The sequence below is a fragment of the Mucilaginibacter sp. 5C4 genome, assembly GCF_034345625.1.
GTDB lineage: Bacteria > Bacteroidota > Bacteroidia > Sphingobacteriales > Sphingobacteriaceae > Mucilaginibacter > Mucilaginibacter aurantiaciroseus.
In genome coordinates this window covers 1,837,845-1,852,442 of sequence record NZ_CP133775.1, presented here as the reverse complement: position 1 = coordinate 1,852,442, position 14,598 = coordinate 1,837,845, and the positions used below count along the sequence as shown (strand labels likewise).

General features: G+C 39.8%; 14 protein-coding genes. 1 reads left to right on the top strand and 13 read right to left on the bottom strand.

Translation table 11 applies throughout. The features are described from left to right. Positions 1-60 precede the first annotated feature (60 nt). Entirely contained in the window at positions 61-201 is a 141-nt protein-coding gene (locus tag RHM67_RS08710; protein WP_322231741.1) for a hypothetical protein, read from the top strand. 33 nt (positions 202-234) lie between these two features. Here the strand turns inward: RHM67_RS08710 and RHM67_RS08705 are convergent, their stop codons facing one another. From RHM67_RS08705 to RHM67_RS08645, 13 genes are all read right to left on the bottom strand, one after another. Beyond that, entirely contained in the window at positions 235-3,081 is a 2,847-nt protein-coding gene (locus RHM67_RS08705) for an ATP-binding protein (protein WP_322231740.1), read from the bottom strand. A 92-nt stretch (positions 3,082-3,173) separates the two neighbouring features. Next, on the bottom strand, positions 3,174-4,673 hold the full coding sequence (locus RHM67_RS08700; RefSeq protein WP_322231739.1) for a UvrD-helicase domain-containing protein: 1,500 nt from the start codon (positions 4,671-4,673) through the stop codon (positions 3,174-3,176). After that, the gene (locus RHM67_RS08695) at positions 4,673-6,403 is read right to left on the bottom strand and encodes an ATP-dependent nuclease (protein WP_322231738.1); all 1,731 of its coding nucleotides are present in this window, start codon (positions 6,401-6,403) and stop codon (positions 4,673-4,675) included. Before RHM67_RS08695 ends, RHM67_RS08700 begins: the two co-directional genes overlap by 1 nt. Positions 6,404-6,604: 201 nt before the next feature. Then, complete coding sequence (locus RHM67_RS08690; RefSeq protein ID WP_322231737.1) at positions 6,605-7,750, bottom strand: hypothetical protein; 1,146 nt, start codon at positions 7,748-7,750, stop codon at positions 6,605-6,607. A 16-nt stretch (positions 7,751-7,766) separates the two neighbouring features. After that, on the bottom strand, positions 7,767-8,618 hold the full coding sequence (locus RHM67_RS08685) for a DUF4138 domain-containing protein (protein ID WP_322231736.1): 852 nt from the start codon (positions 8,616-8,618) through the stop codon (positions 7,767-7,769). 10 nt (positions 8,619-8,628) lie between these two features. Then, positions 8,629-9,909, bottom strand: coding sequence for a conjugative transposon protein TraM (traM, locus tag RHM67_RS08680; protein ID WP_322231735.1), 1,281 nt, complete (start codon positions 9,907-9,909; stop codon positions 8,629-8,631). A gap of 3 nt (positions 9,910-9,912) precedes the next feature. Further along, entirely contained in the window at positions 9,913-10,257 is a 345-nt protein-coding gene (locus RHM67_RS08675) for a hypothetical protein (RefSeq protein ID WP_322231734.1), read from the bottom strand. A gap of 4 nt (positions 10,258-10,261) precedes the next feature. Next, entirely contained in the window at positions 10,262-10,876 is a 615-nt protein-coding gene (gene traK / locus RHM67_RS08670) for a conjugative transposon protein TraK (protein WP_322231733.1), read from the bottom strand. A 26-nt stretch (positions 10,877-10,902) separates the two neighbouring features. Beyond that, positions 10,903-12,120, bottom strand: a complete 1,218-nt coding sequence (gene traJ, locus RHM67_RS08665; RefSeq protein WP_322231732.1) for a conjugative transposon protein TraJ — start codon at positions 12,118-12,120, stop codon at positions 10,903-10,905. Between the two features lie 11 nt (positions 12,121-12,131). Then, the gene (locus RHM67_RS08660; RefSeq protein ID WP_322231731.1) at positions 12,132-12,779 is read right to left on the bottom strand and encodes a TerB family tellurite resistance protein; all 648 of its coding nucleotides are present in this window, start codon (positions 12,777-12,779) and stop codon (positions 12,132-12,134) included. Positions 12,780-12,786: 7 nt separating this feature from the next. After that, entirely contained in the window at positions 12,787-13,479 is a 693-nt protein-coding gene (locus RHM67_RS08655; protein WP_322231730.1) for a hypothetical protein, read from the bottom strand. Then, positions 13,466-14,149 carry a conjugal transfer protein TraI gene (locus tag RHM67_RS08650; protein WP_322231729.1) on the bottom strand — a complete coding sequence of 228 codons (684 nt, stop codon included), beginning with the start codon at positions 14,147-14,149 and terminating at the stop codon, positions 13,466-13,468. The genes RHM67_RS08655 and RHM67_RS08650 overlap by 14 nt, the downstream gene beginning before the upstream one ends. 60 nt (positions 14,150-14,209) lie before the next feature. Continuing rightward, complete coding sequence (locus RHM67_RS08645; RefSeq protein WP_322231728.1) at positions 14,210-14,584, bottom strand: hypothetical protein; 375 nt, start codon at positions 14,582-14,584, stop codon at positions 14,210-14,212. Between the last annotated feature and the right edge of the window lie 14 nt (positions 14,585-14,598).

The window sequence follows — 14,598 nt, the reverse complement described above, 5'->3', positions numbered from 1 at the left end:
AGTGTTAACGGAAAAAGACAGGGCTTAAACCGGAAAGACCTACTGGAAGTGGCCAAACAAATGACCATAAAAAAACCCGATGAGATCATCAGGCATATCGAAAGTATCCTTAAATTATGGCCGGATTATGCAAATCAGTGTGATGTAGCGACTGCTTTGCAAAAAGAGATAAAAGAAACATTGTTAAATTATAATGAATGAAGTTAAAGCTAATTATGGTATTCTACCGATTCATTATTTTAATTTTCTTAAACCCTCGATTTGATTTTTTCTTTCGTGTAACTGCATTTCATAATTGTGCGGATATTCTCTGCGGGCTTTATCACTAATTCTCTTAAATTCTTCCTCCGTAATGTCATCTGGTTTAGGCCCCGCTAAAGCTACCACTGATTCTTTTTGAGTTTCAAATTCATGGAGCTGCATTTCATAATTATCAGGCCAGGAAGTTTTAGCATTTTTCATGATGGTGCTGAATTGTGCCTCCGATAAATTATCAGGCTTCAACTCGCTTAAGGTTTGCGATGCTTGTGTTTGGGTTTGAAAAGTATTCAATTGCATTTCGAAGTCATTCGGCCACTCCGTCTTTGCCTTTTCTTTGATCACCTTAAAAATATCTTCACCCAATCCATTTGCGTCAAGGCGTTTTAACGATTCCAAAGCTTTTTGCTGGTTTTGAATCACACTCGCCTGCATTTCATAATTGTCAGGCCAATCTTTCAGGCTTTTTTCTTTGATCGTTGATTCCGTTGTTTCCAATTCGAATTCATTAAAATAGGACATTGGCTGATTTTGGCGAGGGCCGATTTTGACGAGAACTTCTTTTAAATAATCTTCAATCGTGTTTTTTAAACCCTTATCGTTGTTCTCAGATATATAGAAGACATTTAATTTGGCTTTTAATTCCGGGTGCTCTGCGTTAAGCGTGTCGTTGAATTTGATATAAAAATCATCAAATGATTTCCTTCTATTAGGCTGAAAGAAGAATAAGACATAATAAATATCTAATGAGCTTCCAAGAGCATAATTACTATACTTATCAAATATTTCATTTATACTCCTGGTATCAGGCTGCCCCGCCTGAATATACTTGACTTCAAAAAGAATGACATCATTGTCCCTGGTTGCGGTAAAGTCGTAGCCACCTTTATTCCTGGCAACGTTAAAAGACTGTAAATATCGTTGTGAGACATAAAAAGTTAAATCTTCGATCACCTCAGATTTTAGCCTGCTTAGCGTAAATACAGACGCTTGAATAACATTGAGGTCTTCGGGCCCTACAGCTTCGCCATGAACAACTTTATTCTTTGTAGCTATCAGCTCCTTGATTTTGGTTGAGCTGTACCAAGTTTTTGTAAGAATTCCGATGTCAATTAAACGGTTGACCAACTGCGGGAATGCGTGTTTTCGTTTAGTGTCTTCAGGGACGAACTCAATATATATCTCCCTTAAAAACGCTTCAAATTCAGCAAAGTCTGTCACAAACGAAGGCGCGATTGGTCGGCCGTTGGTGCTATCGTCAGGGCCGCCCTGATCAGGATCGTCATGACCCGGTAATCCGTCTTCACCGGATTCAGATGAACTTTCAATAGTATCCGGCGTCCAGGAATACGAACTTTCAACTTCATGGTCATCGGAACGCTTTTCCTGTATGATATTTTGTTCAAGCATTTCTTCGATGAGTAACACCTTTAGCGGAATAAGTTGAGCAATATAGGTTTCCGGATACTTGTCTTTGTAGGAAGGGATATCCATAATGGTGCTCATTAAAAACCTTCCATCGTTATATTCCTTCATTTTAACTATCCACAAATAGATTTGAGCAATAAAAAAATCAAGCTGAACTTTATTCTTGGCAATATCAGGTAGTTTACTGTCCATGATTTTTGCCAATAATTCACCCATCTCAGATTCCTTTTGCAACCGCCGCTCATCACCTTCCTCTATATTCAAGTAAGCTTGCTTTTCTTTCCACAGTAGGTTTGCCCTGATTAAATTAACCAACTTGCGCGGAACCCTGGAAGAAGCTGAAATGATAGTATCAAAATAAATATTGGCGAGATGATCCGATTTCTGTGATTCATCAGACATAAGACCGAAGCAATATTTTTTTAGCGTAGCAAATTTTAGAAATGGCACATGTAAGTTTTTTGAGAAAAGAGTGCTGATCACCTGGTCATCTTCATACCCTGATTTTTCAAACTCGTAATACAGCGCCTGCCCGGCGATGACAAAAAAATTGGCATAGCCGGACAGTAATAAAAATTTCAGGTCACTAATTATTCCTTTAACATCTTGTATATCCTGAATTTTATCTATTTCGTCAAAAGCGATTAACACTTTAAACCCTTGTTTTTGAAGTTTTTGAAGGATGTTTAATAAATGGTGTTCAGCAATGCCATCATCGTATAAGCTTTTACGAGAAAGTTCATTCGTAGTAGAATCGTTTTTTGCATTAGACCAGGTTAATTTAAAACTCGTTATACAGGCCCAAATTAAGGACGCTATAAAAAAAAGATACCCCAATATTTGAGATGATAGCCAATCAAAGGACAGGTTCGTAGCAGAAACGAATATCAGGATGATGGGAATAAGTTTCTTTAAGTTTAAGTCCAGGTCTGTTGCTATTTTTCGCTCTTTTTTGGAATTTACGATATGGCTGTTAACAATATCATTGAAGGTGCGGTCATACAGTAATTTGAACTCCGTATTCAATAATTGATCTTTGTCTGAGAGCGTTTTGTCAATATTGAATGTTTCGAATTGGATATATAACTCCCGGATCAGTTTTTTGATCAAAGTTGAATACCCGTCATACTTAGCCAGGTTAATATTAACGCAAACAAATTCGCTGGAAAGGTTTTCAGCAATACGATTTACAAACGATGTTTTACCCACCCCCCGATAGCCAGAAATAAGAAAAGATGAAGGAGCGGCATGTTTAAGTTCGAGCGTAATTTGATCGATAGCCTCATTATCTTCGATTAAAAAGGATTTCTTTCGATCAACCGTGTAAGGCGAATCAGTTAGCTTTGAACTATCAATATTTAAAATCAAGACGGCTTGGTTTATGGTAAAACACAACGATAAGGTTTAAAAATACTAATTACTTTTTATATCATATATAGATTAGTACACTATCAGGAATAGGTCTTAAGAATACCCGGTAATAAACATTATCCATATGGTGATAAGGTGTCGTTGGCAGTGAATACGATCAAATTTTTACAACAACGCGTGAGAGCAACATAAAGATGTTTGGGACAAGTAAATTTGTGCGCATCTATGATTACCACAGTATCGAACTCAAGGCCTTTAGTTAATAAAGTAGTGCCAATACATTTCCCCAGCACCTTACGACCAACTCTGCGGATAATATTTCGATTATCCTTCATGGCCTCGTAAACGCTGCAATTCTCTGTTGCCGCGGATTTTAGAGCGGAACGAAAACTATTGAACACTTCATCACGTTTATTCTTGATTTTTAAGGTCTTCTTAACTTCCAATAATATTGATGATAGTGTACTTGGCTTCGGTTCTGCAAAAAAACTTTCAAACAAGGCTTGTATTTTCTCCGATGCCAACTTATCCGTCACTTTTGTTTTCTTAACCCAAGCCGTTTCCTTTACCCATTGACCTAAAGTTGAAGGCGCAAAGAACTTTTCTAAAATATCGGTTTTCAACCTTTTTATTTTTTTATGGATACGAGGCATTCCAGCGATCAATTGATCGGCATTCCGGGCAAGTGTGTAAAACATTTTGTCGTCTATCGCTTCCAGTAAAGTTAATGCTCCGGCAAAATCTATCCGGCTTTTTATCATTGAACGGTGGCTGATGTCACCCTGACTGACAACAATACCTTTTGTGTTGGCTTCACCGTACTCGGGAATGATAAGTAATAAGCTTTCAAAATCAGGGTTATTCTTTCGGTTAACGATGATCTTACTTAGGTTAGTGATATACGTTTGCTCCCCTTTAATTATACCGCCAGCGGCTACAGGAATCACAAATAACCCGATGGCTTTATTGGTTACTAAATTTATAGGCTGCATATTGAGCAAACTTGCCCGTGTTTCTTTTAACAAATCACCAAGTCCGTCATTGCCACTATTATACCAGCGGTATGGGGTTTCCAGGTCAGGGAACTTTGTAAATCCCGTTAGATCGTCTTCCATAGAAACTGAAGCGCCATTAAAATCAAAAATTCCTTGTAAGGGGTCTCCTAATATATGTGTAGGAAGCACCGCAGCAAGTACCATGATCATTTCGTGCTGCGCTTTCGAACAATCCTGATATTCGTCAACAAACAGCCCGTTATAAGTAGTGCAGATTACGCGTTGGACAATCGGCGCGGCAAAGATTTTTATAGCTTTTTCAATAAGAAAAGTATGATATGATTTCCCATCATCTTGCTCGGGTAAATCATCGCCAACATAAAAAGCCAGCACAAATTTCTGAATAAAACCACTGATCGTCTCCAGGGCAAACGCATCATTAGGCACCTGGCTGTTTTTTATTTTTTCGCGAATAGATGCTATACCAGCGTGGGTATGTGTAAGTATAAGTTGCCTACCAGTGGTGTATTTTAAACATTCCACAATGGTATGCGTCTTTCCATAGCCTGCTGGTGCAATCAAAAATGTTTTATCTCCATCTACAAATTCCTGTAATCCCATTAGCTATCGATCCAGTCAGATAAAGTCACCAGCGTTTTTTTTAGATGTGTTTTTTCATCCAGTTGGTCAAAATGATTGAAGATTACATCACCAAAAAATTCGCCAAAATCAATGCGTTTAAACCAGGCTCTTTTATTAGCTACATATCCCAATGCGGTTCTCAGATCATCTGACTCAATAGATAGCCATTGCTTTTCATACTTAAACTCTTTAGACAATTGCGCTTTAACAGCGTTTTCAATAGCGCTTTCGGTTTGATTTTTTTGCGTTTTAATTACCAATTGAAGCAAATCTTGCAAGCCCTGCCAAGGTAAATCTTTAAACGCCTGTGTCTCAATGCAATTGGCAGCCTCGCAATCACATATCAAAACGTTTTGCTTTAGCAGGGCAGGCTTTTGTGCGGTTAATACAGCATCGTCAGAATCACAAAGTAAGGCGGTGGACATATCGGCTCCTACAATCGTCAATGCACGGTCGGCGGAATTGAGGCCGTTGCCGTCCACATAGGCACATTCCATAAAAGACATCGGCTTCTTTCCCTTCTTCTTCCGGTATTTATCCAAAGCCCGGCAAATTCCAACCTCCGTAGCGCCTTCGCAAACAATCACTTTTTTTGCAAAAAAAGCCTCTGGGCAAGCGCGAACAGCTTTGTTGAGCACCTCTTGGCTATAATTCAATGGTCGGCCTTCTATAATCATCGGATCTTTGTCCTTTAAGATCAGGCAAAGCGGTTCAGCTCCGAGTTCAGTTATCGCGTCACGTGAATGCGTAGTTAAAAACACCTGCCCACCGGCGTTTTCTTTTAAGACACGAACCAGGTGTCTAATGCGATCAGGTTCCAAGCCTTGTTCGATCTCATCGACCAGCATGATTCCCCCGTTCTTGACCAATGCTAACTGTATGGCCAGGGACACCAGGCGCTTTGAGCCTTTGCCTTTCAAACGAAAGGGTATCAGATCCTCATGTAAGCTGATGCGTCCGTCCTTAATGGAAAGCTCTTTTAAATCAAGTGTGTTCCCACTGTTCAGAATATTTAGCCCCAAGGCAGCCGCCTGCATGGCAACAATATCAGTAGCCTCTTGTAACTCGCTGAATCCGTGTTTATCAATATGATTTTTAGCTTCTCTTAGTGAGCGTATAACTACGTTTTTTTCTTCAGGCTGATCTTTTTTATCCAGGGCTTTCAGTAAAGCATACAAGGGGTTTCCTTTATTCCAGGAGAAATGCCGGTCTACATGGTCGGCTATCAAGCAGCAATTTAACAATTCTCTTTCCGACGCGCTGACGAGTATATCTTCCTGTGCTCTTTCATTGGTTAATGTCCACTTTGGCTCTAAATGCTCATCCACATATAGTCTGATGGTGATGAGCGGTATAGGCCATTGTTCGGCCCCGTCTCCCGCAACATCATCAATAATGGTTTTCGTTTGTGAGTTAAAGCCCCTGATGTGCATACCGAATTTTCCCGCATCCACCAGTTTCTCTGGTAAGTCTATCATCGACGCCAAAATCTCAATAGGCCGGGTATAATCGCAATTATAAAAATCTGTATCATGAAAGGCCAGGTTCCAGGACGGGGACAAAACTGCTGAAATAGCTTCTAAAATCGTTGTCTTACCACTGTCACCACGACCTATAAAGCACACCAGGTTTGATGCCGGGTCAAAGTTTAACACCAGACTTTCGATGCTCCGATAGTTCTTTATTTCTAATTGTACTAATTTGGCCATACGAATAGGTTTGATTGATAATCAAATATAACTTAATTACAGCCAATGAAAATTAATGCTATTGTATCCGGCATAACAATGGTCTTGTCATAGACGGTTATTTACCTACTATATATACTATTATTGCCATTTGAGTAAAATTCACATAGATAAGTTAAAAAAAGAAACAGGCCAAATTTGACCTGTTTCTTTTTTTTAAACTTAAACTTTCAGTTTCGCTTTACGCGACTGCTTTTTTTTTAGCAACTCCTCCGTTGGTTGCTCCCGTTGTTTTAAACTTTTAGTTGCCTTCTGTTCCGGTTGCAATATTTCTTCCCTTTTGATCTTTTTCATTTGATGGTCGTACAGATCCACTGTTTTATATTGCGGATTGGCGGCGATAAAATACTTTTGCTCGGAGCCATCATGGTCAACAGTAACCTGTTGGGCATTACCTTTTCTAAGGGAACGCATCAACTCCTCTTTGCTTTTTGGGTCATCCAACTCCTTTATACCCTTGCCGGCAATCACTTTATCTATGTCATAGCCATAGTTTTCATGGTAATGCTTGATCTTCTTATTGCCGTTATCGGTCAAATTCTTATCATCAAGTTGTAACCAGGCCTGGTATTTATGCCCTTCCAAGTTGTACAGTTGTTTGTGAACCGCCCTGCCTTCCATTAAATTAAAGGCCTCTTTAGCAGTGATACCGCTACCTTTATTGATAAAAAATGATTGGTTCACATCTTTGGCCGGATCATCCTTGTGACTGATCGTTGCATCGTATTTATTGAAGAAATACATATCCTGGTTATCGCCAGCCTTGAAATGAAGGGTATAATCAATTGTTTTCTGGTTAAACTCATGTTGCATACCCAGCGTAAACTCCGGTGTTTTCGCCTCCATTTCTTTGTCAAGTTCACCATTTAATTTGTCGCCAAACCCCAGGTTCAGCAAGCTTTTTTTCAAAAATTCAGAATTTTGCGCGTTCATGTTATTATTATTTAAGTGTTTAAATGAATTATTTTTAGCTGTATCTTTTAATTTGATATAGCATGTTTCAGCGGTGATATTGCTATCAAAAAAACTTGAAAAACCTCCCATCGACGCTTCGATGCCTGTCAATATTAATGTCGAATGATTGTTATCAAAATGCAGCTTTATGACCAATTTATCCTGTTCAAAGAGCAAAGTCTGTTCAACTTCAAATGGGCTACTACCGTCTTTTGCAAGATGTAATATTTCAGGCATCAAGGGTACCGCATCCAACCCTAAGTCATTCAACTGCCATGCTAATTTTTCAAAGCCCTGTTGTAGGCGGCCTGTAACCAATCGATAGTCTTCACTGTCGTTAATTACCCCGTCCAAATCAGGCGCATTATTTTTAATTCCGTCTTTTATAATTCCCTTTATTTAAGCTTGCAACCAAAGTATTTGCCGGTTGCTGAGGAGCCGGATTTATGGTTTGCAGATCGTCAAGGTCTTTTTGTTTGATTTGAAGGTAAAGGTGGCGGTTGCCGTTACGCTCGTAGAGTTCAATATTCAATGCCTGATCTTCTGATAGGGAGAAACGATGGAAACCAAATACTTTAGCGATCTCCTTACTTTTTAATACGGTGGTGTGTTTATTCAGGTTAGAATATAGTGGGACTATTTCCTGCTCGTGGGTTGCCATGCGGGCAACCGTCTTTAAATCTCTGATATAAAAACGGATGAAATCGACATCATAAGGCAGATTGGAGCGATTGCGAATATCCAGCCTGAAAAACACTTTGTTATTTGCAAGGGAAAGCTTATTTACCCAGGCTTTAACCCCACCTATTTTTTTACGATCAACCACATCCGAACGTTTACCGGATGCAAGCTGGTTACCAATTGCCGAATAGTTGGTTACTGGCGTTCTGATAACGGTAATAATGGACCTGCTTCCGGCAACTTCTATTCTCCGGCCAGCGCGACCATAGGAATACTGTACCGGTATATGATAAACCTGATTGGTATTTTGATCTTGTATATTCAGCTTTACCGATTTGAAATCAGGATTTATCGCCTTTAGCGTTATTAAGCCGTTTTCAATCTGCCTGACTTTAAAATCAGGTGGTGTTTTCCCAATGATCTTAACCGATGATTTAAAAAACAATGCCGTTGTTCTATCCCGGCTGATATATGCTGTATCCTGCGCAAAGGAACCCGTCCCTATGGTGGCAAGAAATATGATGATGATTAATGTTTTCATGATGATGTGTTTAATTGTCCCTTTCGTTGCTATCCTTTAGCAACACTTCGTAACCTGCCTTAATTTTAACTTTAATCTGTTTTACCTTATGGCCAAAAAGCCCTTTGGCGGCTTCAATACCTGCCCCGGCAGCTTGCGTGCCCATAGACTGATCCATTGACATTAACTGTACGGATTGGACAGCATCACCTACACCATTCTTAGCGGCATCTCTACCAATAGAACCAGGCACATACAAACCCTCCATGCCGTCCAGGTCATATACAGAAAGCGCAACCGGAAGTATATTATTTAAGTAGCGGATGCTTGCAATTTTGATGATCAGCCGCTCGTTGTTCAATGCACAGGTGCCATATACAAAACTTCCTTTGGGGATCATCCGGCCATTAACATAAATACCGTCAACCAAACGCAATTTGACAACCGCGCCACTTACCAACGTCTGATCTTCATGTACTACTGCCTGAATCGTATTGCCCGGTGCCTGCCCTGTATTTGCGGTATGTCGTTTTTTGCCTTTGCCACCGCCGTCATAAGAAGCATAGCTGACTGATGGCTGATCGTTTGATACCCCGTTATCATCTTCGTCATCCTCTTTAGCGGCAATTACCGGATATGCCCGTTGACGGTTTTTTAAGGATTGGCTGCGTATGCGGCTATTTCCATTCCCCGGATTTTGAATATCATTGATCTGCTGCAACATTTGACTCAGTTGCTGCATTTCCGGGTCACTACCGCCATTGTTCATGGTTTTCATCATCATTTCCAACCTTTTTACATCCGGGCCCGATTGCTGGACCTGTGTTCCACCGCCTGAATATTGCGGTGTCTCGGGCTGACTGATTTGGCGGTTGATCTGCGCAAGTTTGGCTTGAATTTTCAACTCGTTGGCATCTGCCGTATTTTGTGGGTCGCCGGGGTTGATTGTATTACCTTTGCCCATCGAATCTATAGGTTTGGCTTTGGCGGCATCAAACCCCATTGAGCGGACGAAGTTTTGATTAACGCCGCTATTTTCCGATCCTGCTGAATCCCTTTTGGCATCTTGATAGATACCCATCTTATTTTCAGCTTTCTCGTCTTTAAACTGTGCCTGGGGCAGGGAGGTATTGAGGCCTTTAGCAGTTGAAGTGTCAAACTGGCCATTTACCTGTTTACCACCTCCTAAAGCCCAAAATCCCATTGTTAAGAACGGCAGGATCAATAAAGGGACAATCATTAAAAATTTGCGTTCTTTTAAAAACTCCTGCGAGTGCTGCGGCGTTTGGCCGCTTACCTGTTGTGTTTCCATGATCTACTTTTTTATGGTTAAAGAATCTATTAATTGATGTTTACTAAGATTTGGCTTGGGTATTTCGGAAGCCATGCCGATATGAGCGGATGTATAATTACCCTGCGACCAAAGCGGTATGCTATAAAATGAGCTGAATACACCGGTTATTAAAAACCCGGCTACCAATAATCCTGATAAAATCAGTATCCATTTCTTTTGCTTAACCGAATAGGTGTTAAACCAGGCATTCAAGTAATGGGCTACGCGGAACTGCACTTTAATAAGCCTGTTTGCCAATACTGCCGCTAACCGGTCATTGACTTTATCGCTGGCCTCTTTTGATCTCTTGTTTTTAAATAAGTTCATCTTTTTAGTGTTGAATAGTGGTATCCCTGTTGGCTAATGTTTCCCAATGTAAAATCAAAAAGCCATGAGGGTTATTATCGGAACGGGTAACGTTGCGTAGGTATCCCTGTGTAATTAAGCTCCTGTTTACTGTTGAAGTGGAGCGGATCAGCTTTTGAGTGGCAAAACATTTGAAATAATAAGGATATTGGTTCATATCCAGTTGAATGCTATCTACAGTTATCTCCTGGCTGATATTGCCGGAAATCAGATTATTGTAATAACTTTTTTCCTTCAAGTCATTGTATTGATTTTTAGCACTTTCATCGGCGAGATATAAGGCTTTGCTGATATTAGCATCAATAACTTTTTCATCCGGGTCAAGGGTGAAGAAATAGTGATGGAACATCCTGATATGATCCCGCGCTTCTACGGGGATATTATCTTTGCGGTCTGCCGCAAAAGCCTCTAATGCTTTCCCGTTGGCTAATATGTAAATGTGCCTTCCGGCAAGATCTGCTGCTTGAAAACTTTTAAACAGGGCGAAGCCTGAAATTAAGGTACATGCTCCTATGAGCAAATAACTGAACAGCTTGATATGCTTAAAGGCTGTTTCGATATTTTTGAGGTGTGCGAACATAGTATTAAGATTAAGAGGTGAGTTTATTAAGATTTTTGAGGGTCAATTTTTGAGGCTTGATAGCTATTTGCCGACTGGCCTTTATCCTGGAAGTATGGTTTTGAAACGGCTCCAGATGCCATACTTTGGCTGGTATTTTCCCTTTGATTACCAAAAGCATCAGCAGCCATACCGGCACCCCCACTTGCCGCGCTAACAACGGAATGACTGGTGCTGCTTACAATACTGTTTACCTTTTGCAGTAACCCGTTACCGCCACCTGCGTTAACTACATAATTGGCTACACTTGGCACGGTGAAATAACCGATGATACCAATAATTAAAAAAATAAGGTAGGCTGTATCTGTTGCACTAAAGAAAGTATCACCTGCATTTTGAACCTGTGAAATATCCAGTTTGAGCATATTTTCCTGCACCTTTCCGATAATTGCACCGAAAATATTAGCGATGGGTAGCCACAGAAAAACGTTGATATATTTTGCTAACCATACCGTGAGTGTATGCTGAAAACCATCGAAAACAGCCAGCCCAAACACAATAGGTCCTAAAATGGCGAGAATGATCAAATAAAACGTTCGTATGGTATTAATACATAGAGCGGCAGCTTCGTAAAGCACCTGCAACACTTCTGACATCCATTCTTTGATCGTGTTGCGAAAATTATATGATGCTTTAGACATGGCAAATTTCATATCATTGCCAACACTGGCAAGCATTCCTTCATTAGAACCTGTTGGATCGTCCGGATGAGTATATTTATACCATTTATCACGGTCGCCATCCCCATCAGTCCCTACGTACATTTGCCAAGTACCCGTTTTTTCAACCGCCGCTTCTTTAGCCTTTAATAACGCAGCAATTGCGTTATCCGAATTTTGAACCATACCACCTGTCGCGCTAACTGTCGGTTGCATGATGCCATTGATAACGGCAATCACTGTTGGAAATAAAAGAATGGCCAGCCCTAAGGCAAAGGGGCGCATTAAAGGATAAAAATCTATAGGTTCGGCACATGCAAGCTGCCGCCAAACGCGGCTACCTATATACCATAATGCACCAAAACCAGCTATTGCCCGGCCTACACCGATCAACTGGCTACACATTGGAAGCATATCATTATAAACTCCGTTTAACGTGCCCTGCAAACCCTGAATATCAGTTGCAAGTCCGTCTGCCCTGGAAAATAAAGGAAAAGCTATCCCCGTTACCGCAAGAATTGCGGTTAAATAAATCTTCTTTTTCATAAAATTTCGGATTAGTTATTTATACCATAAAGCTGTTTCAAGGTTTGGGTGTCGCCTAAATCCCTACTTCGCTGAAGGCTGAGTACGACTCCTTGCCTGTTGAAGTGCCGGAGGAATTGAAGTTTTTCGGAACTGTTGCCATAAATCCGGTCAATCGCCCTCATTCGTTCGTCATCGGACATACGCAATTTGCCCGCTGTCAGTACGTTGGTTAACTCATCGAGATTTTCTAAACTTTGAGTTACCAACTGTGTGTAAACATTACTCATGTAACTTAATTCACTCGCGCTGAACGTTCCGCTTTGACTGAATTGCTTATAAGAACTTTTATACTCGCTGATCAAGCTGGCCTGTTGGACAATGATATCTGCAATTCTGCCATAATTTCTAACCGTAGGGCTGATTGATAATAACCCATTTAGGTAAACGCTATGCAGGTCAAAGTTGCCTTTAGATAATTGTGATATACTCCCATAACCCTGCGTGTAGATTTGGTACCCGGTTTTCATATCGGTTAAAATCCCCTTTAGCTGGGTTAGCTTTTCTATATCTAAAATCAACTGCTGCATTTCTTGCGCCTGTGCTTCACTCTTTTTTGGAATTCCGAAACAGGTGAAAACCGTCAGTATAGTGATGATATGTTTTAAATGCTTTTTCATATTGCTATTATTGAAGGCCGTAAATCTTTTTTTCCGCGATGATATTGTTGGTTTCCTGCACTTTTTGGAAAGCATAAACTTTAACCTGATCTGCAAAGGATGAAGCAAAGCGGTAATTATCCTGCATGGCTTTATGAATCACCCCGATATGTTTTAATCGTTCCTCATCACTCATTTGAAGTTTGTTATCTGTCACAACGTTCTGTAATTCGGTTATTTGCTCATTGCAGTCATTAAACAAAGCTGATTTTACCTGCACGATGTACTTTTTTTCATTATCATTAAGATTGGCTGTTTTATCCAGATTACCCATACGAGTAAGTATATCCTTCTGCCATTGCATAATATCGCTTACCTGTTTGTTATTTTTTACGACCGGGCTAACGTTTTTGAGATTATTGTAATAGGTAGTATGCAAACCGTTTTCTGAAGTGAGTGAGCCATTAATAGAGCCTAAACCATTATGAGCAATGTTGTTGCCCTGTTTGTAATAGGCAGCATAGACTTGCAAAGCAGCGATTTGCTGTAATAGATACTTTTTCTGCGTATTCTTCTGATCAAACCATTCTGAAAATGTTTGGGCCGTAACCTTTGTAATAAAGGTCGATGCCGTTACGGTCATAATTGCAAAGGCAAGTAATTTTTTACTTTTCCGGCGGACCTCATCTGCCTGAATTTTCGCGCGATTAATTGATTCCATAAAGTTTTTTAATTGATTGCGTATCGTTTAAATCCTTACTGCGTTGCAGGCTCAATTGAATACCCTGATTATTGAATTGATGCAGGTCATTGTAATTCTCATCAAGGTGATCGCTGGCATGGTTAATTAATTCTAAACGCTGTTCATCTGTCATTTGCGTTTTTGTTGGGCTAACCACAAGCATGATTTCGTCTAAATTTTTGACACTGGCATCTAAAATCCCTGAATAAACCTGCTGCATATAACTTAGTTCTTGCGGGTTAAAATGACTATCCTGCCGGAACAAATTCCAGGCTTGTTTATATTCACTGACCAAGGCTGCTTGCTTCAAGGTTATATCCTTAATTCGCTGGTAGTTTGCAATGGCTGATTTTATCTTCCATAACTCCGTATAATAGTTGCTATACAATTGTTTTTGCTGTTCTGTCCAGCCGGAAATTTCGGAAAGTTTGGTTTTTGACATCTGATTTTCAATAACCTTTTGCGTATTTTGAAGCCAGATTGTTTTGTTTTGCATCCGCTGAACTTTCAGGTCAATCGCTTTTATCACTTTGGTAACCGTTAGCTTAATTACTTCGCCTATTACAAATTGCGCTTTAACAGTATTAACCGCTGTAGATAGGATCATTAACACTAATCCAGAAATGATTTTTATCCTTAAATTTTTCATAAAATCCTCCCATACCCTCGAAAAACGAGAGTTTATATTTTGGAAATAAATGTTTTATATTTAGTTAATCTTTTGGTATTGAGTGTTTTTTAAAGACAAAGAATGTTTGGCCTTATCAAAAATAATTTGCCTACCAAGATCTGTTTCAGATAGAATTTGTTTATCAGCATCCCAGGTCGCCTGCCATTTTTCGTTTTTGTATTGTTTAGGCTGCATTATGTTATTACGAATTTTTTGAAAGCCCGTTTTACGTTCAATTTGATAAGTATTAGAAGATTGACTTATCGCAGTTAATATTAACGTATCGGAAGCTGTACTGTACTCGCTTTTGGATTTATTGGTGTAAGAGCCTGGTAAATCATCTTGGCTCGCTTTATTGGTGCAACTCATGAAACTTAGGGTAACTAAGGCGATTAAAATGGTTGATACTTTCATAATATTTGAATTAA